This window comes from Kitasatospora sp. NPDC101176, from assembly GCF_044768035.1.
Lineage (GTDB): Bacteria > Actinomycetota > Actinomycetes > Streptomycetales > Streptomycetaceae > Kitasatospora.
Map to the genome: position 1 here is coordinate 1 of NZ_JBIWPA010000045.1, position 25,778 is coordinate 25,778.

At 73.8% G+C, this 25,778-nt stretch carries 13 protein-coding genes and 1 pseudogene; 9 read left to right on the forward strand and 5 right to left on the reverse strand.

The window, feature by feature from the left end; translation table 11 throughout:
- Both gdnF and ACIRS1_RS36290 read right to left on the reverse strand, forming a co-directional pair.
- Positions 1 to 2,725: pseudogene (gdnF, locus tag ACIRS1_RS36285) on the reverse strand (guadinomine polyketide synthase module 2 GdnF); the annotation flags it as partial.
- 121 nt (positions 2,726 to 2,846) lie between these two features.
- The gene (locus ACIRS1_RS36290) at positions 2,847 to 10,229 is read right to left on the reverse strand and encodes an amino acid adenylation domain-containing protein (RefSeq protein WP_402846740.1); all 7,383 of its coding nucleotides are present in this window, start codon (positions 10,227 to 10,229) and stop codon (positions 2,847 to 2,849) included.
- Positions 10,230 to 10,869: 640 nt separating this feature from the next.
- Between ACIRS1_RS36290 and ACIRS1_RS36295 the strand changes: the two genes are divergently transcribed.
- From ACIRS1_RS36295 to ACIRS1_RS36310, 4 genes are all read left to right on the forward strand, one after another.
- Positions 10,870 to 11,739 carry a 3-hydroxyacyl-CoA dehydrogenase NAD-binding domain-containing protein gene (locus ACIRS1_RS36295; RefSeq protein ID WP_360212043.1) on the forward strand — a complete coding sequence of 290 codons (870 nt, stop codon included), beginning with the start codon at positions 10,870 to 10,872 and terminating at the stop codon, positions 11,737 to 11,739.
- Positions 11,740 to 11,757: 18 nt separating this feature from the next.
- A complete protein-coding gene (locus tag ACIRS1_RS36300; protein WP_360212041.1) occupies positions 11,758 to 12,000 on the forward strand; it encodes an acyl carrier protein in 243 nt (80 codons plus the stop codon).
- Between the two features lie 88 nt (positions 12,001 to 12,088).
- On the forward strand, positions 12,089 to 13,207 hold the full coding sequence (locus ACIRS1_RS36305) for a hypothetical protein (RefSeq protein WP_402846743.1): 1,119 nt from the start codon (positions 12,089 to 12,091) through the stop codon (positions 13,205 to 13,207).
- A gap of 4 nt (positions 13,208 to 13,211) precedes the next feature.
- Positions 13,212 to 14,336 (forward strand): acyl-CoA dehydrogenase family protein, encoded by a 1,125-nt coding sequence (locus tag ACIRS1_RS36310; protein ID WP_360212037.1) that lies wholly within the window; start codon positions 13,212 to 13,214, stop codon positions 14,334 to 14,336.
- Between the two features lie 76 nt (positions 14,337 to 14,412).
- Here ACIRS1_RS36310 and ACIRS1_RS36315 read toward each other — a convergent pair whose 3' ends face one another.
- Both ACIRS1_RS36315 and ACIRS1_RS36320 read right to left on the reverse strand, forming a co-directional pair.
- A complete protein-coding gene (locus ACIRS1_RS36315; RefSeq protein ID WP_360212035.1) occupies positions 14,413 to 15,561 on the reverse strand; it encodes a histidine kinase in 1,149 nt (382 codons plus the stop codon).
- A complete protein-coding gene (locus tag ACIRS1_RS36320) occupies positions 15,558 to 16,208 on the reverse strand; it encodes a response regulator transcription factor (RefSeq protein WP_360212055.1) in 651 nt (216 codons plus the stop codon). Before ACIRS1_RS36320 ends, ACIRS1_RS36315 begins: the two co-directional genes overlap by 4 nt.
- A 343-nt stretch (positions 16,209 to 16,551) precedes the next feature.
- Here ACIRS1_RS36320 and ACIRS1_RS36325 point away from each other — a divergent pair, with 343 nt between their 5' ends.
- Both ACIRS1_RS36325 and ACIRS1_RS36330 read left to right on the forward strand, forming a co-directional pair.
- Entirely contained in the window at positions 16,552 to 18,381 is a 1,830-nt protein-coding gene (locus tag ACIRS1_RS36325; protein ID WP_402846746.1) for a phosphatidylglycerol lysyltransferase domain-containing protein, read from the forward strand.
- Between the two features lie 274 nt (positions 18,382 to 18,655).
- The gene (locus tag ACIRS1_RS36330; protein ID WP_387905018.1) at positions 18,656 to 19,369 is read left to right on the forward strand and encodes a hypothetical protein; all 714 of its coding nucleotides are present in this window, start codon (positions 18,656 to 18,658) and stop codon (positions 19,367 to 19,369) included.
- A 54-nt stretch (positions 19,370 to 19,423) separates the two neighbouring features.
- Here the strand turns inward: ACIRS1_RS36330 and ACIRS1_RS36335 are convergent, their stop codons facing one another.
- The gene (locus ACIRS1_RS36335; protein ID WP_402846749.1) at positions 19,424 to 22,228 is read right to left on the reverse strand and encodes a SpoIIE family protein phosphatase; all 2,805 of its coding nucleotides are present in this window, start codon (positions 22,226 to 22,228) and stop codon (positions 19,424 to 19,426) included.
- A gap of 249 nt (positions 22,229 to 22,477) precedes the next feature.
- On the opposite strand from ACIRS1_RS36335, the gene ACIRS1_RS36340 reads away from it, so the two are divergent.
- The 3 genes from ACIRS1_RS36340 (at position 22,478) to ACIRS1_RS36350 (ending at position 25,778) form a co-directional block, all read left to right on the forward strand.
- Positions 22,478 to 23,701, forward strand: coding sequence for a rhodanese-like domain-containing protein (locus tag ACIRS1_RS36340; RefSeq protein ID WP_402846751.1), 1,224 nt, complete (start codon positions 22,478 to 22,480; stop codon positions 23,699 to 23,701).
- Between the two features lie 92 nt (positions 23,702 to 23,793).
- Complete coding sequence (locus ACIRS1_RS36345; RefSeq protein ID WP_402846753.1) at positions 23,794 to 24,459, forward strand: DUF5819 family protein; 666 nt, start codon at positions 23,794 to 23,796, stop codon at positions 24,457 to 24,459.
- A complete protein-coding gene (locus tag ACIRS1_RS36350; protein WP_402846756.1) occupies positions 24,456 to 25,778 on the forward strand; it encodes an HTTM domain-containing protein in 1,323 nt (440 codons plus the stop codon). Before ACIRS1_RS36345 ends, ACIRS1_RS36350 begins: the two co-directional genes overlap by 4 nt.

The window sequence follows — 25,778 nt, forward strand, 5'->3', positions numbered from 1 at the left end:
CGTCGGTGGTGGTGCCGGTGACGTGCCAGTGTCCGGTGGGGGCGGGCGGGTTGTCCTCGGTGGTCTCCTCCCACCGGACACCCACCAGCCAGTCGTCGTCCGCCGGCAGGGGCCGCGCACCGGGCGCGGTCTCCTCGGTGAACCAGTGGCGTTCCCGCTGGAAGGGGTAGGTCGGCAGGGCGACCCGGCGCGGCCGCGGCCGGCCGTCGACGGCGGCCCAGTCGACCGGCACCCCGCGCACGTGCAGCGCGGCCGCACTGCCGAGCAGCTCGGTCAGGTCGCGGTCCGGGCGCAGGCTGGGCAGCAGGACGGCGTCGTCGGCGTCCGGCAGGCAGGCGCGGACGAGCCCCAGGAGCACCGGCTTGGGCCCGATCTCCACGAAGGCGCGGGCGCCGCCGGCGTGGGCGGCCCGGATCCCGTCGGCGAACCGCACCGGGGCGAGCGCGTGCCGGGCCCAGTACTCCGGGTCGCACAGCCGGTCCGCGCCGACCGCCTCACCGGTGACGTTGGAGATCACCCGGATCCGCGGCGCCGAGTACCTGACGGTCCTGGCGAGCGCCGTCAGCGGCGCGGTGACCGGCTCCATCAGGGGGGAGTGGAAGGCGTGCGAGACCCGCAGCGAGCGCCCGGTGACGCCCTGGCGGGCGAGTTCGGCGACGACCTGCTCGACCTGCCCGGCGTCGCCCGCGACCACCACCTCCTCGGGCCCGTTGACGGCGGCGACCGAGACCAGCGGGTGGCCGGCGACGGCGGCCTCGACCACCTCGGGGCGGCCGCGCAGCGACACCATCACCCCGCCGGCCGGCAGCTCCTGCATCAGCCGGCCGCGCTCGGCGACCAGGCGCAGTGCGTCCGACAGCGAGAACACCCCGGCGACGCAGGCGGCCACGTACTCGCCGACGCTGTGGCCGAGCACCACCTGCGGCTCGACGCCCCAGGATCGCCAGAGCCGGGCCAGCGCGTACTCCACGGCGAACAGCGCCGGCTGGGTGTACCCGGTGCGGTCGAGCTCGTCGCCGGCCGGCTGTGCACCGTCCGGGTACAGCAGCCCGGTCAGTGACCGGCCGATCAGCGGGTCGAGGACCGCGGCGCACTCGTCGACGGCCTGCCGGAAGGCCGGCTGCGACTCGTACAGCTCCCGTCCCATGCCCGGATACTGGGAGCCCTGGCCGGTGAAGAGGAAGGCCACCTCCGGGACGCTGCGACGCCCCTGGACGTGCCCGTCGAAGCTGCCCGGGCCGCCCTCGGTGAGCCGCTGCACCAGCTCGCTCGCGGTGGCGGCGACGACGGCCCGGCGGTGGTCCAGGTGGCTGCGACCGGAGTTGGCGGTGGCGCAGACGTCGGCGAGGTCGGCGCCACCCGCGCCGTCGGCCAGGAAGGCGGCCATCCGGGTGGTCGCCTCGTCCAGTGCGGCCGCGGTCGCACCGGAGACGGTCAGCACGTGCAGCGGGCGGGCCGGCGCCCCGGCGGCCGGTTCCTCCTGCGGCGCGGACTCCAGCACCAGGTGGCAGTTGGTGCCGCTGAAGCCGAAGGAGCTGACCCCGGCGACCCGGCGCTCCTCGGTCCACGGCTCCAGCGCGGTCGGGACGCGCAGCGGCAGGGTGTCCCAGTCGATGAGCGGGTTGGGCGTGTCGAAGTGCAGGGTCGGGGGGATCGCGGCCTCGCGCACGGCGAGGACCGCCTTGATGACGCCCGCGATGCCGGCCGCCGACTCCAGGTGCCCGAAGTTGGACTTCACCGAGCCGACCGCCAGCGGGCGGGGCCGGCCGTCGAACACCGCGCCCAGCGCGGCGGCCTCGATCGGGTCCCCGAGGGCGGTGCCGGTGCCGTGCGCCTCGACGTACCCGACCTGGTGCGGCTCGACCCGCGAGTCCTCCAGGGCCCGGCGGACGACGTCCTGCTGGGAGGGGCCGTGCGGCACGGTCAGGCCGCTGCGGTGGCCGTCCTGGTTGGTGGCGCCGCCGCGGACGACGGCGAGCACGCGGTCCCCGTCGCGGCGGGCGTCGGAGAGCCGCTTGAGCACGACCATGCCGCAGCCCTCGGCCCGCACGTACCCGTTGGCCGCGGCGTCGAAGGGCTTGCAGCGCCCGTCGGGGGACATCATCCGGCCCTTGGACAGGCTGATCGTCTCGTGCGGGGTGACGATCTGGTTCACGCCGCCGGCCAGCGCCATGTCGCAGGCGCCGCTGCGCAGGTTCATCACGGCCAGGTGGACCGAGACCAGCGAGGAGGAGCAGGCGGTGTCCACCGAGAGCGCGGGCCCGGTGAGGCCGAGGAAGTAGGAGAGCCGGCCGCTGGCGGTGCTGGTGGTGCTGCCGGAGCTGAAGTACCCGTCGAGGTGCTCGGCGCCGTGCGAGACCATCGCCTCGCGGTAGTCCACGTTGCTGATGCCGACGAAGACGCCGGTGCGCGCGGGCAGGCTCCGCACCGGCATGCCGGCGTCCTCGAAGGCCGCCCAGGAGACCTCCAGCAGCAGCCGCTGCTGGGGGTCGATGCTGGCCGCCTCGCGGGCGGAGACGCCGAACAGCGCGGCGTCGAACTCGGCGACGCCGTCCAGGAACCCGCCGTACCGGGTGGACATCTTGCCGGGGGCGTCCGGGTCCGGGTCGTAGTAGGCGTCGACGTCCCACCGGTCGGCGGGCACCTCGACGACGGCGTCGCGGCCCTCGGTCAGCAGCCGCCAGTACGCGTCGGGTCCGTCGGCGCCGGGGAAGCGGCAGCCCATGCCGACGACGGCGATCGGCTCCGGGTCGGCGGCCCGGCCGCGGGCCTGCTCGACCTCGGCCTCCAGTGCCTCGATCCGGGCCAGCGCCCCCTTCAGGAGGGCCTCGTAGGCGTCGTTCGTCTCACGCATGGTCGAAGTTCCCGATCCCCAGCTTCTTGGCCAGCAGTAGAGCCGCCTCGTCCGCCCCGGAGCGGCTCTGCGGGCCGTCCTGGCGGGTCGCGTCGGCCGGCTGGTCGCCGGCGCCGTCGCCCGAGTCGTCGGTGATGCCGACCACGTCCCAGAGGTGGTCGGTGAGGGTGTCGAACGTGGGGTAGTCGAAGACCACGGTCTGCCCGAGTCGGCAGCCGAGCGCCGTCTGGAGCCGGTTGCGCAGCTCGATGGAGCCCAGCGAGTCCAGGCCGAGCGAGAAGAAGCCCACGTCGGGCTCCAGCCCGCGGTCCGAGCCGAGGCTGCGCACCACCTGGTCCCAGACCTGGTCGGCCAGCAGCTTGCGGCGCTGGTGCGGTTCGGCCGCTGCCAGCCGCTCCCGGAAGGACTGCGCGGGGGCGGCCGCCGGGCCGGCCGGTCCGCGGGTGCGGAACCGGGACAGCAGCGGCACCGCTCCGACCTGGTGCTCCAGGAAGCGGGGCCAGTCGATCGGCAGCACCGCGACGGCACCGCCGTCGGCGTTCGTGCGGAGCAGCGCGCCGAGCGCCTCGACGCCCTGGGCCTTGGGGATGACGCCCTCGCCCATGCGCTCCAGCTTGCCGTCGAGACCCAGCCGGGCGCTCATCCCGGCTTCGGCCCAGGAGCCCCACTGCACCGCGAGGGCGGGCAGGCCGAGGCCGCGGCGGTACGAGGCCAGCCCGTCCAGGTAGGCGTTGGCGGAGGCGTAGTTGGCCTGTCCCGGGGAGCCGAGCGCGGAGGACACCGAGGAGAACAGGACGAAGAAGTCCAGCGGCAGCCCCTCGGTCAGCCGGTGCAGCAGCCAGGCGCCGCGGGCCTTCGCGGCGAACACCCGCTCGAAGCGCTCGGCGGACTGCTGGCCGAGGACCCCGTCGTCCAGCACGCCGGCCAGGTGCAGCACCCCGCGCAGCGGCGGCAGGCCGGGGGTGCCGGCGAGCTCGCGCAGGCACCCGGCCAGGGCGGTCCCGTCGGCGACGTCGACGGCGACGGTCACCACCCGGGTGCCCGCGGCGCGCAGTTCGGCCAGCACCTCCTCGGCGGCCGGGCCCGGCGCGCCGCGCCCGGCGAGCACCAGGTGGCGGGCGCCCTGCTCGTGCAGCAGGCGGGCGGTCTCCAGTCCGAGCCCGCCGAGGCCGCCGGTGACCAGGTAGCTGCCGTCCGCGCGGACGGCCGGCCCGTCGGTCCCGACCGTCGCCCGGGTAAGCCGGGCCAGGTGCCGGACCCCGCCGCGGTAGGCGATCTGGTTCTCGTCCGAGCCGGCGAGCGCGTGCAGTTCGGCGGCGAGTTCGGTGGCCTGACCGGCGGCGGGCCGGGTCGGGTCCAGGTCGATCTGGGTGTGCCGCAGGTCCGGCTGCTCCAGGACGACGACCCGGCCGAAGCCCCACAGGGCGGCCTGCGCGGGCTCGGTCGCCTCGCGGTCGGCGAGGGCCTGGGCGCCCCGGGTCACCACGGCGAGCCGCGGTGCCCGCTCGCCGCGCGCGGTCAGGGCCTGGACCAGGTGCAGCAGGCGCACCCCGTGGTCGAGCGCGGCCTCGGACGAGCCTCCGTCGGACGAGCCTCCGTCGGACGGGCCTCCGTCGGACGGGCCGCCGTCGGACGGGCCGCCGTCGGACGGGCCGTCGGCGGCGGTCTCGACCGGCCAGGCCGCGACGACGAGGTCGCGGTCGCCCGCCTCGTCCAGCAGCCGGGTGAAGCCGTCGGGGCCGTCCGCGCCCGCCGGGTCCGCGGTGCGGCAGTCGACGCCGCGGGCACGGGCGGCGTCCGCCAGGGCCCGGCCGGCCGGGCCGTCGGCGAGGACGAGCCAGCGCTCCCGGCCCGGGGCGGCCGCCGGGTCGAGCGGCTCGGGCGTCCAGGACAGCCGGTAGAGCCAGTCGCGCCAGGCGGCGTCCGGGCGGCCGACCATGGTCTGTCGGTCGGCGCGCTTGAGCAGCACGCCCTCCATGGTGAGCAGGAGCAGGCCGTCGGCGTCGTAGAGGTCGACGTCGCCGTGCAGGGTCTCGGGGTCGTCGCTGTCGGCGGGCCGCAGGCGCGCGTGGCACCAGGCGTGGGTGCCGACCCGCTCGTGGAACCGCATCCGCTCCACGCCGACCGGCACGTAGGTGCGCCGCCCGTACTTCTCCGGGTACGTCACCGTCAGGGCCAGGAAGCAGGCCTCCAGCAGCACCGGGTGGATCCGGTGCTGCGGGGCCTCGTGCCGTAGTGCCTCGGGCAGGGCGATCCGGGACAGGCAGCGGGTGTCCTCGCGCCACAGCCGCTCGGTGGCCCAGAACAGCGGGCCCAGGTCGATCTCGCGTTCGCGCTCGCCCTGGTAGATCTCCTCGACGGGGATCTCGGTGGTGAAGCGGGCGCGCAGCCCGGCCAGCGGCTCGGCCGCCCGGTCGGCGGGCTCCTGGCGGGCGGCCGGGGCGAGGCGCCCCGAGATGTGCTGCGTCCAGGGGCCCCGGCCCTGGTCGGCGAGGCGGGAGAAGATCCCGAGCCCGTGCTCGTCCTGGCCCTCCGGCTTCAGCACGATCTGGACGTCGCGGTCGGCCCGCTCGTCGGGGAAGGTCATGGCGCGGTGGATGAAGAAGTCGCGCAGTTCGACGGCCTCGCTGCCGAAGGCCTCCTGACCGGCGGCGAAGGCGGTCGCCATGTAGGCCACGCCGGGCATCACGATGGTCTGGAAGACCCGGTGGTTCTCCAGCCACGACAGGTGGCGCGCGCCCACGACGGCTCCGAAGCGGATGTCGTCGGTGTCGGCCAGGTCCAGGCGGGTGCCGATGAGCGGCAGGCCCTCCGGGGCGGCGGGCCGCCGGGCCGGGCCGGCCGGGGCGTCGATCCAGTGCCGCTGCCGCTGCCAGGGGTAGCCGGGCAGCGGGACCCTGCGGTGCGTCCCGGGCCGGTACAGCCGCGCCGGCTCGACCGGGACGCCGGCCTGCCACAGCGCGCCGACCGCCTCCAGCAGCTGGCTCCGCTCGCGGTCGGCCCGCAGGCTCGCCACCACCAGCGGCTCGGCGTGCGCGAGCTGCTCCCCGACGAACTGCAGCAGGGTGGGCCGGGGCGAGACCTCGACGAAGACGTCGGCGCCGAGGCGCTCCATCGCCGCCACCCCGTCGGAGAACCGGACCGGGCGCATGACGTGGTCGACCCAGTACTCGGCCCGCGCCATCTCCGCGCCGATGACCTCGCCGGTCACGTTGGAGACGACCGGGGTGTGCGGGGCGCGGTACTCGACGGCCCCGGCGACCTCGGCGAACCGGGCCAGCACGGGCTCCATCAGCGGCGAGTGGAAGGCGTGCGAGACCGTCAGCTCGCGGTGGCGCACGCCGCGTTCGACGAGCTGCGCGACGATCGCCCCGACGGCCTCCCCCGCGCCGGACACCACGGTCGAGCGGGCCCCGTTCACGGCCGCGATCGAGACCTCGGCCGGGTACGGGGCGATCAGCTCGGCGACGTCCCGCTCGGGTGCGGCCACCGAGACCATCCGGCCGCCCGCGGGCAGCTCCTGCATCAGCCGGCCGCGCTCGGCGACCAGCGTCAGGGCGTCCTCCAGCGAGAAGACCCCGGCCCGGCAGGCCGCGACGTACTCGCCGAGGCTGTGGCCGATCATCACGTCCGGCCGCACACCCCAGGCCTCCCACAGCTCGGCCAGGGCGAACTCGACCGCGAACAGGGCGGGTTGGGCGTACTCGGTGAGGTCGACGAGCGGCTCCGCGCCCTCGGCGGGGAAGAGCACGTCGAGGAGCGGGCGGGCCAGCCTGCCGTCCAGGAGGGCCGCACAGCGGTCGAGGGCGGCCCGGAAGACGGGCTCGGTCCCGTACAGCTCCCGGCTCATGCCCGGGTACTGGGAGCCCTGGCCGCTGAAGACGAAGGCGGTGCGCCCGGTGCGGCGCGGGGCCGCGGGCCCGGCGGGGTGGGCCGCGAGTGCGGCGGCGGCCTCCTCCGCCGTGCGGGCCACCACGGCCAGGCGGTGCTCGAAGGCCCGGCGGCCGACGGCGGCGGTGAAGCAGGCGTCGGGGAAGGGCAGTTCGGGGTGGTCGGTGAGCCAGCGGGTGTAGCGCCCGGCCAGCTCGTGCAGGGCCCCGGGGGTGCGCGCGCTGAGGGTGAGCAGGTGCGGCCGCTCCTCCCCGGCGTTCTCGGCGGCCCCGGTCCCGGGGGCCTCCTCCAGGACGACGTGGCAGTTGGTGCCGCCCATGCCGAAGGAGCTGACCCCGGCGCGGCGCGGTGCGGTGCCCGGCGCCCAGTCGGTGGTGGCGGTGTTGACGAAGAACGGCCCGGCGGCGAAGTCGATGCGCGGGTTCGGCTCGGTGAAGTGCAGGCTGGGCGGCAGGGTGCGGTGCCGCAGGGCCAGCGCCGTCTTGATCAGGCCGGCGATGCCGGCGGCCTCGTCCAGGTGGCCGATGTTGGTCTTCACCGATCCGATGGCGCAGGAGCCGGCCGGCGCGGGCTCCGCGGCGGCGTCCCGGAAGGCCTCGGTGAGCGCGGCGATCTCGATCGGGTCGCCCATCGCGGTGCCGGTGCCGTGGGCCTCGACGTAACCGACGGTCGAGGCGTCGACGCCCGCGGCGTCCAGCGCCTCCCGGACCACGTCGGCCTGCCGCTCGACGCTCGGCGCGGTGAAGCCCACCTTGTCCGAGCCGTCGTTGTTGATCGCGGAGCCCTTGACGACGGCGATGACGTGGTCGCCGTCGGCGAGCGCCTCGTCGAGCCGCTTGAGCAGCACCACGCCGCAGCCGTTGCCGAACAGCGTGCCCTCCGCCTCGGCGTCGAAGGCTCGGCAGTGCCCGTCGCGGGAGCGGATCATGCCCTCCTCGTGGAGGTAGCCGCCCTTCTGCGGCACCACGATCGACACGCCGCCGGCCAGCGCCATGGCGCTCTCCCCGGCCTGCAGGCTGCGGCAGGCGAGGTGCAGGGCGACCAGCGAGGTCGAGCACGCGGTCTGCACGTTGACGCTGGGGCCGCGCAGGTCGAGCTTGTACGAGACCCTGGTGGGCAGGTAGTTGCGGTCGTTGCCGAGCTTCAGCTGGAACTGCAGCATGTCCGCCTCGATCAGCGGGCCGCTGTCGGGGATGCCGAAGTGCGGGTTGAGGTTGTTGACCAGGTAGGTGGACATGCCGGAGCCGGCGAAGACGCCGACCGGGCCGTGCGCGTCGCCCGGCACGTAGCCGGCGTGCTCGAACGCCTCCCAGGCGCACTCCAGGAACACCCGCTGCTGCGGGTCGATGGTGGCGGCGTCCTTGGCGGTGATGTCGAAGAAGCCCGCGTCGAAGCCCTCGATGTCCGGCAGCACGGCGCCGGCCCGCACGTAGTCGGGGTGGTCGCGCAGGCGCGGGTCCACCTGGTCGAGCTCCTCGGGCGAGAGCGGGGTGACGGACTCCACGCCGTCCCGCAGGTTCCGCCAGAAGGCCTCCAGGTCGTCGGCACCGGGGAAGCGGCCGGCCATGCCGATGACCGCGATGTCGGCGCCGAACGCGGGGGCGCGGCGGGCGGGGGCGGCGGGCGCCCCGCCGTCGGGCCCGGTGCCGGCCCCGTCGAGGTGCGCGGCGAGCGCGCGGACGGTGGGGTGGCGGAACAGGTCGACGACGGAGAAGGGGCGGCCCAGTTCGGTGATCCGGCGCTGGACGGCCACCAGGTGCAGCGAGGTGCCGCCGATGTCGAAGAAGTTGTCCTGGACCCCGATCGAGTCGAGCTGCAGGACCTCCTGCAGCACCTCGACCAGGAAGCGCTCGGTGTCGGTGCCGGCGCGGACCGCGGCGGCGTCCGAGAGCCGCTCGAGGACGGCGGGCGGGGTGAGCCGGCGGCGGTCGGTCTTGCCGCTGGAGGTCAGCGGCAGCGCGTCGAGCAGGTCGTAGGCCTCGGGCACCATGTGGCGGGGGAGCCGGTCGCCGAGGTGGGCGTGCAGCCGCCGCGCCGCGCCGTCGCGGGCGGCTCCGGGCCGCAGCACCACGTGGGCGACCAGCCGCTTCCGGTCCTGTTCCCCGTGTGCGAGCACGACGGCCTCGCGCACGTCGGGGTGGGCGGTGAGGGCCGCCTCGATCTCGCCGGGCTCGATCCGGACGCCGCGGATCTTGACCTGGTCGTCCATCCGCCCGAGGTGCTCGACGGTGCCGTCGGCCGCGGCGCGGGCGAGGTCGCCGGTGCGGTAGAGGCGGCCGGGGCCGAAGGGGTTGGCGACGAAGCGCTCGGCACTGAGGTCGGGGCGTCCGAGGTAGCCGTCGGCGACGCCGGCGCCCGCGATGCAGAGTTCGCCCTCGGTGCCGGCCGGCACCTGCTGCAGCCGGGCGTCGAGCACGTACACCTGGACGTTGTCGATCGGCAGGCCGATCGGCACCGTCCGGGGCCAGTCGGCCGGGTCGCCGTCGAGGGTGCAGGTGGCGGCGTCCTGGAACTCGGTGGCCCCGTAGTGGTTGTGCAGGCGCGCGCCGGTGCGGCGGAACAGGTCGAGGGTGGCCGGGGTGAGCTGGAGCAGCTCGCCGGTGGTGACCACCTCGGTGAGCGCCGCGGGGGCCGCCCGGCCGGTGACGGCCTCGGCGAGCTGCCCGAGCGAGGTGACCGGGACGAAGAGCCGCTCGACGCGCTGCTCGGTGAGGAAGTCGGCGAGCGCGAAGGAGTTGCGCCGTACCTCGTCGTCGGCGAGCACCAGGGTGCCGCCGAAGCAGAGGGTCGAGAAGATCTCGTGGAAGGAGAAGTCGAAGCTCACCGTGCAGACCTGCGCGGTGCGCGCGCGGCAGCTGCCGGGGCGGGTGCGGTCGTGCCACAGCAGCATGTTGACGAGGGACCGGTGGGCCATGGCGACGCCCTTGGGGCGGCCGGTCGACCCGGAGGTGTAGATCACGTAGGCGGGGGCGTCCGGATCGGCGGTCTCGCCGTCGGGACGGGCCGTGCCGTCCCCGGCGGCCGCGGCCCACCGCTCGTCCAGGACGAGGACCCGGGCGGGGACGTCCGGGAGCGGGCGGGAGCCGTCCGTCACGATGACGCCGACACCGGCCTGTTCGGCGATGTGGCGCACCCGCTCGTCGGGGTCCGCGGTGTCCAGGGGGAGGTAGGCGGTGCCGGCCTTGAGGACGCCCAGCATCGCCGCGAACAGCTCGGGGGTCCGCTCCATGCACAGGGCGACCGGGACGCCGGGGCCGGCCCCGCCAGCGCGCAGCCGGTCGGCGACGTCCTCGGCGAGCCGGTCGAGCTGACCGTAGGTCAACTCCCTGTCGCCCCGAACGATCGCGATCCCGTCCGGGTCCGCCTCGACCGCCTGCCGGAAGAGTCCGTGGACCGTGACGGCGGGGACGTCGACGGCGGTGCCGTACCACGCGCTCGACTCCGGGGCGCCGCCCTGACCCTGCGTACCGACCGCGCTATTCATGGTGCAGTTCCCCCAGAGTCTGACTTGCGAGCATGCGGAAGCGGCTGGATTACCCGTAGGGCCCGTGACGGCCGGTCCCCTCGGCGGCCCGGGCGAATGAACCCGTGATCTACCTGTCCCCGTTGAACCAGCGATCTACCTGTCCCCGTTGATCAGTGTTGATCGGTCGTCAGATCGTCGACCGTTGCGCCAATGTGATCTGCCGTCGGGCCCCAGAGTAAGCAGCTGGGTGACCCGGTGCGCAAGAGTGGCTGACGAACTTTCGACCCCCGGAGTTCCCCGCTTCCCGGACGAGATCCTCAGTCGAACCTTCTGGGCAGTCCAGCGTTAACCCTTGTTATCTTGATCACATGGTGGGATGCTGCTCAGCAGGTAGGCTGCGGGTCGGTCAGCTCGGTCCGGCGTTGAGAGATCATCGTTCCCGCATGTCACCGGCTTCCTCGGTGCTTCGTGGCCGAAGGCGTCGGTTGCCGCGCCTTTGCCGACTCGTGATCCGGGGGCGGAGCATCTGTTTGTTCTATTGATCGGCGTGAGTGGTATTCCGTCCGCCCTTTTCATGAACACCAATTAGGGGACCGGTGTCCTTATTTCGAGGACCGTCGGGGTTACCGGCCAGTACGGGGAGACAGGGGAAATAGCCATGGGGAACGTTCGCACCGTCGGGGTCATCGGTGCCGGGGTCATGGGGCGGGGTGTCACCACGGCGTTGCGGCAGGCCGGATTCCGGGTCGTCCTGGTCGACCGCGACGAGGAGATCCTGGAGCGCACCCGGGCCCGGCTGCGCGATGACGTCCGGCTGTACGCGATGCTCGCTCCGGGATCGGCCATCACCGCCGACGAGCTCTTTGCCGAGACCGTGTTCACGACAAATCTCGAGGACCTCGCGGACGTCGACCTGGTCGTCGAGAACGCCACCGAGCTCTGGACGGTCAAGCGCCCGATCTACGAGCGGCTCGGCGGGATCTGCCGGCCGGACGTCATCATCGCTGTGAACACGTCAGCCATCTCGATTACCCGGCTCGGCGCTCTGACCGGTCGGCCCGAGAACGTGATCGGCATGCACTTCATGAACCCGGTGCCGTTGAAGCCTACGGTCGAGGTCATTCGCGCCCACCACACCTCGGAATCGACGGTGGACGCGGCCCGCGAGTTCCTCACCGCCCTGGGCAAGAAGAGCATCGTGGTGAACGACTCCCCCGGGTTCGTCACCAACCGCGTCATGATGCTGACCGTCAACGAGGCGGCCTTCCTGGTGCACGAGGGCGTCGCGTCCGCGGCCGACACCGACCGGCTGTTCGTGGAGTGCTTCGGCCACACGATGGGCCCGCTGGAGACCGCCGACCTCATCGGCCTGGACACCGTGCTGCTCTCGATCGAGGTGCTGTACGACGAGTTCAAGGACAGCAAGTACCGCCCGTGCCCCCTGCTGACCAAGCTGGTGGACGCCGGCCTGCACGGCCGCAAGAGCGGGCAGGGATTCTTCAACTACGAGTCCGCCAAGCGCGGCTGAAAAGGGAGGGCGACAGACATGGCCGACAACAGGGCCGTCATTCGCGAGTTCATTCTGGAAAGCATCACCGAGTCCACCGTCGGGGACGACGAGGACATCTTCGAGCGCGGTCTGGTGCGCTCGATGTTCGTGATGCAGCTGGTGCTCTTCGTGGAACAGGAGTTCGGTATCTCCGTCACCGGTGACGATCTCCAGTTCGACAACTTCCGCACGGTCGAGCGGATCGACGAACTGGTTACCCGCAAACTGGCCGCTGCCTGACGGAATCGGAGGGCGAGAGGGTTTTCGGATGCCGACTGTACATGTCCGACTTTCTCAGCGGGTGCCGGAAACCCTGGCCCCCGAACTGATGAAGCGACTTTTCTTCGCGGCCAGCTCGATCGAAGAGTTCCAGCTATTCACGGAGGACGGCTCCGTGGTCGGCGTCGAATTGACGCTGAATTCCGCGGATTCCGCCGGAGTGGCCGAGAAGATCGACCGCGTGGTGGCCGAGCAGGTGCTGACCCAGCGTCCGCTGGCGCCCCGTTCGGTCTGGGAGTCCCCGGTGGTCCGGAGCGAGTTCACGGACGCCTTCCCCGAACTCCTGGCCCAGGACACCGTGGTGGTGTCCGGTGAGGGCCAAGTCGGATTCGCGGAGCCGCTGATATCGCTGTTCGGCTACCTCGACCGGAGGCTGCGCGCCATCGCGCTGAGCCTCGAGGGGGCCCGCGAGTACCAGTACCCGACCCTGCTGCCGACCAGCGTCCTGGACCGGTTCGGGTACTTCGGCTCGTTCCCGCAGTTCCCGATGTTCGTGACGCGGCTGCACAACGACATCGACGTCTACGCGGACTTCGTGGAGCGGTACCGGGAGGAGCAGCGGGTCCCGGACGACCTCTTCGCGCACTGCTCCAACACCGACTACTGCCTGCCGCCGACGATGTGCTACCACAGCTTCCACCAGTACCAGGGGCGGGAGTTGGCGGGGGACTCGGTGATCACGGCACGCGGCAAGTCGTTCCGCTACGAGTCCCGGTACCACACCAGCCTCGAGCGGCTGTGGGACTTCACCATCCGCGAGATCGTCTTCATGGGCACCCCGGAGTTCGCCGCCGAGTGCCGCAACTCCGTGATGCGCCAGACCTTCGCGCTGATGGAGGAGCTGGAGCTGGCCGGCGGGTGCGAGGTGGCCAACGACCACTTCTTCGCCAACGCGGACACCGCGGGCAAGATCCTCTCCCAGCGGATGATGGAGCTCAAGTTCGAGCTCCTGCTGCCGGTCGCGGCCGACCGGTCGATCGCCGTGGGCTCCTTCAACCTGCACGGGCACTTCTTCGGCGAGTCCTTCGACATCAAGGGCCCGGACGGCGGCCCGATCGCGAGCGGCTGCGTCGGGTTCGGCCTGGAACGGCTGGTCCACGCCTTCTTGAGTCAGCACGGCAGTGATCCCGCACGATGGCCGACCGTGGTCGCACAGGAGATTGGGTAGACGCATGCAGTACGCACTGACCGCGGAGCAGCGGGAGGACCAGTCCGCGTTCGCGGCCTTCGCCGACGAGCACCTCCTCCCCCGGGCGAACCAGTGGGACCGGGAGCAGCGCCTCTCCGACGAGATCGTCGAACTGCTCGGCAAGGAGCGCCTGCTGGTGCCCACGCTGCCCGTCGAGGCGGGTGGCCGGGCGATGGACGTGATGACCTACGGCCTGCTGAGCGAGGAGCTGGGGCGGGGCTGCGGCAACATCCGCAACCTGGTCGCCGTCCAGGGCATGGTCGCGCACGCCATCCTCAAGTGGGGCAGCAAGGAGCAGGCGGACCGCTGGGTGCCGCGCATCGGCACCGGCGAGACCGTCGGCGCGTTCGGGCTCACCGAGCCCGAGGCCGGCAGCGACGCCCGCAGCGGTACGACGAGCGCGGAGCGGGTCGGCGAGGACTTCGTCCTCAACGGCCGGAAGAAGTGGATCAGTTTCGGCCAGCGGGCCGGGATCTTCCTGGTCTTCGCCAAGCTGGACGGCGAGTCGGCCGCCTTCGTGGTCGAGCGCGGCACGCCGGGCTTCAGCACGACGCCGATCACGGACATGCTGGGCCTGCGCGCCTCCGAGCTCGCCGAGCTGACCTTCGAGAACTGCGTGGTGCCCAAGGCCAACCTGATCAGCCACGGTCGGCTCACCTTCGACCTGCTGGCCACCGGGTCCCTCGACTACGGCCGCTACAGCACCGCCTACGGCGCGGTCGGGCTCGCCCAGGGCTGCCTGACCGCGAGCCTGGACTACGCGCGGGAGCGGACCCAGTTCGGCGTCCCGCTCAAGGAGCACCAGCTGGTGCGCGGCATCCTCACCGACATGATCTCCGGTGTGGAGGCGGCCCGGCTGCTCTGCCGGCAGGCCGGCGCGCTGCGGGCCACGGCCCACCGCGACGCGATCCGCCAGACGCTGATCGCCAAGTACGTGGCCTCGCAGACCGGCTTCCGGGTCGCCAACGACGCGGTGCAGCTGCACGGCGCCAACGGCGTCGGCCCGGACTTCCCGGTCCAGCGCCACCTGCGCGACGCCAAGATCCAGGAGATCATCGAGGGCACCAGCCAGATCCAGCAGGTGCAGATCGCCGATCTGACCCTCTAGGGCGCGGCGCCACGGGCCCGGCCGGGGACACCGGCCGGGCCCGACGCGTGCCGCGACCGGGGTCCGGTGGCCCGCCTCAGGACCGCTCGGCCGGCAGGTCGGCGCGGACCTCGAAGCCGCCGTCCTGCGTCGGGCCGGCGGTGAGCGTGCCGCCGAGCAGCTGGGCGCGCTCGCGCAGGCCGACCAGGCCGTGGCCGCCGCCGGGCAGCACCTCGGCCGGCCGCCCGGGCGGCGCGTCGTTGCGCACCTCGACCCGCAGCCGGCGCCCCTTCGCCCGGACCTTCACGTGCACCCCCGCCTCGGGGGCGTACTTGGTGATGTTGGTGAGCGCCTCCTGGACGGTGCGGTAGGCGGCGCGCTCGACCGCCTCCGGCCACGGGCGGTCGCCGGGGCTCAGCTCGGTGTCGGCGGCCAGCCCGCTCTCCTCGATCAGCCGGGGCAGGTCGGCCAGCCGGGGCTGCGGGGCGAGCGGGGCGTCCGCGCGCTGGCCCGGGGTGCTGCGCAGCACCCCGACCATCTGGCGCAGCTCGTCCAGGGTGCGGACGGCCAGCTCGCGGATGGTGCGGGCGGAGGCGACGGCGGCCGGGTCCGCGGTGCTGACCTGGAGGGCGCCGGCCTGGATGCTGATCAGGCTGACCTGGTGCGACACCACGTCGTGCATCTCCCGGGCGAGCCGGCCGCGTTCGCTGATCAGCACCCGCTCGGCCAGCAGCCGGCTCTCCCGCTCCTGCCCGCGGGTGAGCTCGTCGAGGCGGGCGGCCAGCTCCCGGCGGGTCCGGGAGAGCAGACCGGTGGCGGCCGGGCCGGCGGCCAGCATCACCGACTGGATGGCGTAGAGCGCGGTGTCCCGGCTGAGCTCGACGATCTGCTCGGACAGCGGCCAGTGGAAGTACTCGACCAGCGCGAACAGGGTCGCGCAGGGGATGACGACGCGGGGGCGCGGGCGCTCGGCGGCCACCGTGTAGACGGCGGTGATCGGGGCGAGCCAGATGTCGTCGAGGTAGCTGCCGGGCATGGTGAGCAGCAGCACCGTCACCGGGAAGCGGCGGCGCCAGAGCAGCGCGACGGCGGCCACCACGGACAGCGTGACCTGCCACCAGGGGGCGTCCCGGGCGACCAGGGCGGCGTCGAGCAGGGAGTAGAGGGCGGGCAGCAGCAGCATCAGCCAGGGCGCGGTGCACCAGGCCGGGAGCCGGCGGGACGGCAGCTGTTCGGCGGTCGTCATGCCCCGTCGCCGGGCTTCGGGCGGACCAGCCCGGCGCGGTGGGCGAGCACGGCCGCCTGGACGCGGTTGGCGGCGCCGAGCTTGCCGAGGATGGCGCTGATGTGGTCCTTGACGGTGCCGGTGCCGAGGAACAGGCGGTCGGCGATCTCGGCGTTGGACAGGCCCTCGCCGAGCAGGGCCAGCACGTCGAGCTCCCGGCCGGTGAGGGTGCGGGTGAGCGCGCTGGCCTCGGCGTCGGGGCCGCCGCCGTCCACGTAGCCGCCGATCACGGTGCGGGTGACGGTCGGGGAGAGGATGTTGCCGCCGGCCGCGAGCACCCGGACGGCGTGCACCAGCTGTTCGGGCGCGGTGTCCTTGAGCAGGAAGCCGACGGCGCCGGCCCGCAGCGCGGTGCCGATGTACTCGTCGGTGTCGAAGGTGGTCAGCATGGCCACGGCCGGCGGGTCCGGCAGGGCGCGCAGGCGGCGCAGCACGGAGATGCCGTCGAGGTCGGGCATCCGGATGTCGAGCAGCACCACGTGCGGGCGCAGCCGTTGGACGTGTTCCTCGGCCTGCCCGCCGGAACAGTCGCCGACCACCTCCAGGTCGGGGGCGGAGCCGACGATGAGGCCGAGGCCGGAGCGGACCAGGATCTCGTCGTCCACGATCAGCACGCGGGTGGTGGAGATGGTGCCTCCTCGGTTCGGGCGGCCGGGTGGGGGCGGTCCGCGTGGGTCGTATCGAGGGTAGGGGCAGAGGGGGCGGCGTGCCGAACTCATGGCGGGTCTGCACCCCCGCCGTTCGGCGGGGGTCGGAATCCGCTACCCGGTTCACGCGATTCTCAGGTGGAGTGGGGAACCATTGAGTTGGCTGCCCTTTTGTCGACCCGCTCCCCACCAGGGGCGATCGGCCGAGGCGAGGGCCGCCGGTCAGTCCGTCGGGCCCGTGCGGGCGCCCGGCGCCGGGCCGTGTGCGGATGCGCCCCACCATCTGATCGTTTGGAATTGAGCTGTGTCGTCCACTGTGAAGTCGGAGCCGTCCGCCACGTCCACCGGGCCCCGGCCCGTCGGCGTGCTCGACCGCTGGCGCCCCCGGGCCGCCGCGGCCTCCGTCTGGTACCTGCGGCTGATCGCGCTGCTGAACATCGCGACCGTGCTGCTGGTGCCCTTCCGCGACCAGGTCAGCGAGCACAACGAGGGTGAGTACTTCACCCCGTACCTGATGACCTCCGGCCTGGCCAGCGCCGTCCTGTCGGTCTTCCTGGCGATCGCGATGCGCCGGCGCAAGCGGGCCGCCTGGATCTTCAACATCGCGCTGTCGAGCGTGTTCGCCCTGCTCTACCTGGCCGCCATGGTGCTGCCCGACGAGCGCTTCAACCGGCACCCGCTGAACTACATCTCCACCGTGCTGACCTGCCTGTTCGTGCTGGCGCTGCTGGTCGGGCGGAAGGAGTTCACGTCCAAGGGGGACCGCTCCAACCCGAAGACGGCGGCGGCCACCTTCGTCGGCGGGCTGCTGTTCGGCGGCACGGTGGGCGCGCTGCTGGTCTGGATGACCAACGGGCTGAGCGGTGCGGGCTTCTGGGACCTCTTCCGGTACTCGGTCGGCCGCATGATCACGATCACCCCGTCCGAGCACCTGCGGTCGGTGATCTCCGCGCCCACCTGGGTGAACGCGGCGATCAACGCGATGGGCGGGGCGCTCTTCCTGCTCGTCCTCTACGTGGCGTTCCGCAGCCCGCGCGGCAAGGAGCTGCTGACCCCCGAGGACGAGGCCAGGCTGCGGGGGCTGCTCGACAAGCAGGGCGAGCGGGACTCCCTCGGCTACTTCGCGCTGCGCCGCGACAAGGCGGTGATCTTCTCCCCCAGCGGCAAGGCGGCGGTGACCTACCGGGTCGTCGGCGGCGTCTCGCTGGCCTCGGGCGACCCGATCGGCGACCCGGAGGCCTGGCCCGGCGCGATCGACGCCTGGCTGGCCGAGGCCCGCGAGCACGCCTGGGCGCCGGCCGTGATGGGCGCCTCCGAGGAGGCCGGGGTGATCTACGCCCGGCACGGGCTGGACGCGCTGGAGCTGGGCGACGAGGCGATCGTCGAGCTGGACGAGTTCTCGCTGGACGGCCGGGCGATGCGGGTGGTCCGCCAGGCGTACAACCGGGTCAAGCGGGCCGGCTACACGGTGCGGATCCGGCGGCACGAGGACATCCCCGAGTGCGAGATGGCCGAGCTGGTGGCCAAGGCCGACCAGTGGCGCGACGGGGCGACCGAGCGCGGCTTCTCGATGGCCCTCGGCCGGCTCGGCGACCCGGGCGACGGCCGCTGCGTGATGCTCGAGTGCCACGACGGCGACGACGAGCTCAAGGCTCTGCTGAGCTTCGTGCCGTGGGGCCCGGACGGCCTCTCGCTGGACCTGATGCGCCGCGCCCGGGACACCGAGAACGGCTTGATGGAGTTCATGGTGATCGAACTGCTGCAGCGGGCCGAGGAGGTCGGGCTGAAGCGGGTCTCGCTGAACTTCGCGATGTTCCGTTCCGTTTTCGAGCGCGGTTCGCGGCTCGGCGCCGGCCCGGTGCTGCGGCTGTGGCGTTCCGTCCTCGGTTTCTTCTCGCGCTGGTGGCAGATCGAGTCGCTGTACCGCGCGAACGCGAAGTACCGGCCGATCTGGGAGCCCCGCTACCTGCTCTTCGGGAAGAGCAGCGAGATTCCGCGGATCGGCCTGGCGAGCGCGCGGGCCGAGGGCTTCATCGTCGCGCCGAGCCTGCCCGCCCTGTTCCGCCGCCGGCACGCCGGGTCCGCCGTGGTGGCGCCCCGGGAGCCCGTCGCGGCCCGGGACGGGAAGGGGTAGCCCTCCGCCGGGGGGCGGAGGGGGGCCGGTCGGCCGAGTACCGGGGCGGCCGTATGGGGGTGCGCTCAGGGATCTCCCTCCCCCCTGAGGATGACCGGGATCCCCATCCATGCCGATGTGGATTTGTTAACCGGCTTCTAATGTTGGAGTAGCTGAGAAGTTCGGGGATTCGGGAGTAACGGTTGTGATTCACAGGACCCACGCGGGGGGCGTGCGAAAGGGGCCGCTGGCAGTCGCCGGTTCGGCCGCTGTCGCCGAGTGGGGAACGTTGTACGTGACGGTCCGGGACACGGTGGCGCGCAAGAAGCTCGCGGCCGTACCGATGGCCACGGCGGCGACGTTTCTGATCCTGCTGTTCAGCATCACCCAGCACCTGCCGGGGGGCGAGCGCTTCGTCAACCACATCGGGGTGGTCAAGGCGGCGCTGCCGCTGGAGGTCTCGCTGCTGCGGACCCCGCTCTCGTTGTACGTGCCGGCCCTGGACCTGCCGGTCTGGGGCGCGCTGGCCCAGGTGTTCGTGGTCTTCGGCCTCGCCGAGATCGTGCTGGGCCGGCGGATGACCCTGGTGGTCGCCTACACCTGCACCGTGGCGGGCACGCTGTTCGCCCGGGTCGGCGTGGCGATCGGCCCGGACCACCTGTTCGGCTTCCCGAAGTGGGTCGCCTACGTGCGGGACACCGGGCCGTCGGCCGCGGTGGTGGCGCTGGCGATCGTCATCGCGTTCCGCTGCCGGGCCTGGTTCACCGCCGGCCTGGTCGTGGCGCTGATGGTCGGCGAGGCCGTCGTGCTGCCGAACCTGGCCGGTCTGGAGCACGTGGTGGCGGTGATCGCCGCGCTGCTGATCGCCGTCTCGGTCGAGGTGTTCGGGGACTTCTGGCCGCGCGTCCTGGCCGGGGTCGGAGCCGCCACCTCGGTGGCCGCGGCCGCCTCGCGGGAGGTCGCGGTGGAGGCCCGGCGCCGCCGGTCGGCGGGTGCGGTCATCCCCTGAGGCGCCCGGAGCCGGGGTGCGCGCCGGGCCGCGGGCCGGGCGCGCACCGGAGCGTCAGGCGTGCGGGAGCGGGAGCTCGAACCAGACGACCTTCCCCACCGCCTTGCGGGCGGTGCCCCAGCGCTCGGCCAGCTTGGTCACCAGGGTGAGGCCCCGGCCGGTCTCGCCGAGCTGCTCGGCGGGCTCCAGCGACGGCAGGTTGTGGTTGTCGTCGCTGACCTCGACCAGCAGTTTGTCCACCCGGATCAGCTGGAGCTGGACGCGGTCCCGGGCCACCCGGACGGCGTTCGTGACCAGCTCGCTGACCAGCAGCTCGGTGGTGTCGCTGAGCGCCTCCAGGTGCCAGCCGGCCAGCTGCTCGCGGACCAGTGAACGGGCCCGGCGGACCTCGCGGTGGTCCACCGTGAGGTCCCAGGTGGCCACCTCGGACGGGGCGACCCCGTCGAAGCGGGCCACCAGCAGGGCGACGTCGTCCTTCCGGTCGTCCGAGTGCAGCCGTTTGAGCACCACGTCGCAGGCCTGTTCCGGGCTCTGCCGCGGGTCGATCAGGTTCCCGCAGAGCGCGGCCAGGCCCGCCCCTATGTCACCGCCGCGGACCTCGACCAGGCCGTCGGTGCACAGCACCAGCATCGAACCGTCCGAGACGTCGATCGTCTTGGCGACGAACGGGACGCCGCCGACGCCGATCGGTGCGCCGGCCGGGATCTCCAGCAGTTCGCCGGAGCCGTCGGGGTGCACCAGCACCGGGGGGACGTGGCCGGCGCTGGCCAGCTCGCAGGTGCGGTTGATCGGGTCGTAGACCGCGTACAGGCAGGTGGCGAGGTGGTCGTCGCCGAGCTTGTGGGCCAGGTTGTCCAGGTGGCGCAGCAGCTGGCCGGGCGGCAGGTCGAGGGCGGCGAGGGTCTGCATGGCGGTGCGGAAGCGGCCCATCGCGGCCGCCGAGTGCAGGCCGTGCCCCATCACGTCGCCGACCACCAGGGCGACCCGGCTGCCGGGCAGCTGGATCGCGTCGAACCAGTCGCCGCCGACCTCGGCCTTCGGGTCGCCCGGCAGGTAGCGGTGGGCGATCTGCACGCCCGGGATCTGCGGCGGGCGGGTCGGGATCATCGAACGCTGCAGGGTGGTCGCCACCCTGGCCTCGGCGCGGTGCAGCCGGGCGTTGTCCAGGGAGAGCGCGGCGCGGACGGCCAGTTCCTTGAGGGTGGCGGCGTCGCTCTCGTCGAAGGGCGCGCGGTCCGGCAGCCGGAGCAGCTTGAGGATGCCCAGCACGGTGCCCCGGGCGGACAGCGGCACCACCAGCATCGAGCGGCCGGTGACCACCGGGGCGAGCCGGACGCCGCCGAGCGCGATCGCGTAGTCGACGGCGACGTCCTCGCTGACCACCGGGACCAGCACCGGCTGGTTGAGCTGCAGGGCCATCCCGGGCGGGGTCCGGCGGGGCATGCTGACCAGCGAGCCCTCGGCGAGCACGTGGTCCCAGGCGCCGCCGGTCTCGTTGTAGACGAGGGCGACCCTCCGGAGCATGGTGTCGTCGTCCGGCCGGGCGACCGGCAGCTCGGAGTCGGAGATCAGCCCGTCCACCAGGTCCACGCAGGCGAAGTCGGCGACCCGGGGGACCAGCACCTGGCAGAGCTCGTGCGCGGTGAAGCCGAGGTCCAGGGTGGTGCCGACCTTGCCGCCGACCTCGTTCAGCAGGGCCAGCTGCTCGCCGGCCTGCCCGTTGGTCAGGAACGGGCCCAGCCGCCCGGGCTGCGCGGCCTCGGCGGCCGTGGGGGCCGCGGGGGCCGGGACGACGGGGGGCGGCCGGTGGCCGTTGCCGGCCGGCTCGGGGCCGGACGCCCCGGGGGAGGACGGTTCGCGGGTGGACGGCTCGGCGGCGGCCTGGTCGATGGGGACTCCTCCTCCGGCGGGCGGCGGGGCGGTCGGCGGTGCGGCGGTGACGGATTCGGCGGTGACGGGTTCGGCGGCCTCGCGCTGGGCCGGCAGCGGCCCGGGCGGGCGGCCCCGGACGGTGCGGGCCGCGGGCGCGGCGGGGTCGGGCGGCGGGGTCGGGCCGAGCCGGGCGGCGCGCTGCTGGGCGGTCGGGTAGCGCCGGCCGAGCCCGGCGGCCGCGTGCGCGGCGGCGGCCTGGGCGTCGGCGGGCAGGACCGGCAGCACGGTGGACGCGTCCAGCCGCAGGGCGGGCAGCCCGGCCCGGTCCAGGGCGTCGAGCAGCAGGGCCCGGCGGTCGGCCGAGCCGGCCGGCAGCAGCGGGCCGAGCCGGTCGGCCGGGAGCAGGCCGGCGCTCAGCCGCCCCGGTGCGGTCAGGGCGGCGCCCAGCCGGTGGAAGCCGCCCCGGGCGGACGGGGTGGCGGCGAACGGGAGCAGCCGCTCGCCGAGCACGAGCCGCGGGCCGGCGGTGCGCAGCGGCCGGGCGTCGGCGGCGAGGGCCAGCAGGCCGCCGAACGGCTCGGGCAGCGGGTAGGCCCACCAGAGCACGTCGCGCAGGTGCTCCTCGCGGTCGGTGACCGGCATCTGTCCGGCCCAGGGGCGGCCCTCGGAGGTCAGCGCGGCCAGGGTGTCCAGGGCGTCGCAGCGGCGCCGGACGACGGAGCCGGAGACGCCGAGCGGTTCGACGGCGGGCAGCAGCCCGCTGGCGGCACGGTCGTGGGCGACGTCGGCGCGGTGTCCGAACAGTTCCTCGGCGGCCCGGCTCCACTGGGCGATCCGTCCGGTCCGGTCGACCAGGACGAGGGCGAGCCGGACCAGGGCGGCCACGCCGGTCGGGTGGTCACCCGGCACGGTGTCGGCGCCCGCCGGACGCGGTGTGGAGTTGGACTCGGCCACCATGGATTCGGTCTGCTCCCGCCTGGCCGCCACGCCTGGAGGCGGCCGTCTCTCCGGAGGAAGGCACGCTGTGTGGATACCAGCGAAGCACGGACCGGGCCGGGCTCGATACCGAAACGGGGAGATTCCTCAGGATCGGTTGCGTGTCGTGCGGCGCGCGCCGGTCCGCGCTCCTCGTTCACCCGGACGGGGCTTTCGCGCACAACGGTAGGGTGGCAGGCCGGGCCGCCCCGCGGGGCGGTTCCGCGGGACGCAGCAGGCCGGACGAGACAGAGGCGAGAAGTGAGCGCGCAGAGCCCCGTCCGCTGGACGGATCCGGAGCAGCAGGAGCTGGAGGAGCGGGTCGCCGCCGCGGAACTCGCCTGGCTGAGCATGGACGTCGACGTGCAGACGCTCCGGGTCGAGATCGACAACTTCGCCCTGATCCACCATCAGCTGCTCGGCCCGCTGTACGCGCGGCTGGACGAGCTGGAGGCGCTGGTCGCCGAGGCGGTCGCCGCCCGGACCGGGAACCCCGAGGACCTGCGCCGGGCCGCCGAGGCCCGCCGACAGGTCGAGGAGCTGCCCGACCTGGACGCGCTGTTCGACTCCGTGCGGGAGCAGGAGGCGGCCGCGCCGCCGCCCGCAGCGCCCGCCCGGGTGCGCCCCGGGCGGGACGCCCAGCGGGTCTACCGCGAGCTGGTCCGCCGCGCCCACCCCGACCTGAGCACCGACCCGGCCGAACAGGAGCGGCGCGCCGCGTTCCTGGCCCGGGTCAACGAGGCCTACGCCCTCGGCGACGGCACCGCGCTGGAGGGCCTGGCCGCCGAGTGGTCGACCGCGCCCGAGGCCGCGCCCGCCGTCGACGCGCCCGACCGGCTGGAGTGGCTGCGCCGCCGGCTCGAGTGGCTGACCGCCAAGATCACCGAGACCGCCGTCGAGCAGGTCCGGCTGGAGCGCACCCCGATGGGTCAGCTGCTCGCACTCGCCCCGCAGGACCCGGACGGGCTGCTGGAGCAACTCGCCGAGGAACTGCTCGCCAAGGCCGCCGCCCAGCAGGCCGAACTGGAGCGGCTGCTCGGCGGCCCGCGGTCCGCGCACGGCGGTCACCGCCCGCCGGTGGGCGACAATGGCACCGACCCGACCGCCGCCCCCCGGCCTCCTTCGGCCGGAACGCACCCCCACCAGGAGAGCCCCACGATGTTCGCGCAGATCCCCTCCGCCGCCGCTGCCGCCGTGCCCGCCGACGCCGCCCTGCTGGACGTGCGCGAGCAGGACGAGTGGGACGCCGGGCACGTGGACGGCGCGCTGCACATCCCGCTCGGCGAGGTGATCGCCCGGCTCGGCGAGCTGCCGGACGGCAAGCTCTACGTCCTCTGCCGGGTCGGCGGCCGCTCCGCGCAGGTCGTCCAGTACCTGGTGCAGCAGGGCCGGGACGCGGTGAACGTGGACGGCGGCATGTACGCCTGGGAGGGTGCCGGCCGCCCGATGGTGAGCAGCACCGGCCAGGACGCCTACGTGCTCTGAGGTCTCCTGCATCCCCGCCCGGTAGGGCAGGATGGGCGCGCGACCGCGCCGGGACGGGACCGGGCCGGCGCGCCCACCGGATCGGGGAGGCCGTGACGGAGACGACGACGGGGCCGGCGCCGGCCCCCGGGCGGGTCTGGTCGGCGCCCGCGCAACTGGTGCTGGGCCTGGCCGGGGCGGTGCTGGTGGTCGCGACCGGGCTCTTCCTCGCCGCGGTGTTCCTGCACGTCGCGCCGCCCAACGCGCTCTCCCGGCAGTACCGGGCGGAGGTCGACGGCCTGGTGTACCCGGAGTTCGAGCAGAACTGGAAGCTGTTCGCGCCCAACCCGCTGCAGCAGAACGTCAGCCTGGACGCCCGGGTGCGCACCGTCGGGGACGGCGGCGCCACCACCACCCGGGACTGGACCGGGCTGACGGCGCAGGACCTCGCCGCGGTGCGTGGCAACCCCGCGCCCAGCCACGTCGACCAGAACCTGCTGCGCCGGGCCTGGGACTTCTACGAGGGCTCGCACAGCCCGCAGGACGACTCCCTCACCAACGCCCGCGGCAAGCTCGCCGAGCAGTACCTCAAGCGGATCGCCCTGCAGCGGATCGGCCGGGAGGTGGCCGGTGAGCAGATCCTGGAGATCGAGTTCCGGGTGACCGCGACGACCGTCCCGCCGCCGTCCTGGAGCGGCGAGGCCGCGCCGGCGGCGCCGAAGGCGCGGGAGCTGCCGTGGTGGCCGGTGGGCGACGAGGACTACCGGGGGCTCGGGTGAACGAGACGTCGTCGCGGCCACCGGCCGGTGCCCCCGCGCAGGCCCCCGTCGACGCCGGGGCGGTCGGGCTGCCGCAGCAGGGCGGGCCGCCGCCCGCGGCCGGGGCCGTCGCGCCCGGGGCCGTCGCACCCGGTGGCACCGTACCCGCCGCCCGGGCGGCCCTGGGCACGGCGGCCGCGCGGGCCCTCGCGGCGTTCACCGGGCAGCTGTTCGGCCGGCACCAGGCCGCGGTGGTGCGGATCGGCTTCGGGCTGGTCTGGCTCGCCTACCTGCTGCGCGAGTGGCCCAACCGGCGGGTGCTGTACGGCGATCGCTCCCCCTGGTCGATGGAGCTGGCCGAGCGACTGCTCGCCGACAACGGGGCGTTCACCGTGCTGCCCTGGTTCGGGGGGCGGTTCTGGTTCGAGCTGGTCTACCACCTGGCGGTGCTGGCCGCGCTGGCCGTGGTCCTCGGCTGGCGGACCAGGGCGAGCGGCGTGCTGTTCCTGGTCACCGTGCTGTCCCTGCAGAACCGCGACGTCTTCCTGGGCGACGGCGGCGACAACGTCGTCCACCTGATGGCGGTCTACCTGGTCTTCACCCGCTGCGCCGAGGCGTGGTCGTTCGACGCCCGCCGGGCCGCCCGCCGGGCGCTCTCCCCGGGCCGGTCCGGGGCCGACCGCGGCGGGGTGCTGCTCTGGGGGCTGCTCGGCGCCGTCCTGGCGCTCTGCCAGCTCGGCGACTTCTCCGGCGAGAGCCTCACCTGGACGGCCCGGACCTTCCCGTACGTCGGCTGGGCGCCGCTGTTCTGGGGCCTGTGGGCGGTCGCCGGGCTCTGGTGGGTGCTGGGACGGCTGCGCCCGGACGGCGAGGCGCGGGCGGTGCTGGACGCGCTGGCCACCATGGTGCACAACTGCGCCATGCTGGTGATCGCCGCCGAGGTGGTGCTGATCTACGCGACGGCCGGCTGGTACAAGGTGCAGGGCTCGCGGTGGCAGGACGGCACCGCGCTGTACTACCCGCTGCACCTGGACTACTTCGCGCCCTGGCCGTGGCTGTCCGCCCTGGTCGGCTCGGCTCTGGTGCCGGTCTTCCTGATCTCCTACGGCACGGTGGTCGTGCAGGTCGCGTTCCCCTTCACCCTGCTCAACCGGCGGGTGAAGAACGTGCTGCTGGCCGTGATGATGGCCGAGCACCTGGGGATCGCGGTGCTGCTCGGGCTGCCGGTCTTCTCCCTCGCGATGATCGCGGCGGACGCGGTCTTCCTGCCGACCGGGGCGCTGCTCTGGCTGGCGGCCCGGGTGCAGCGGATCCGGCGGGGCCGGGGGACCGTCACTTAG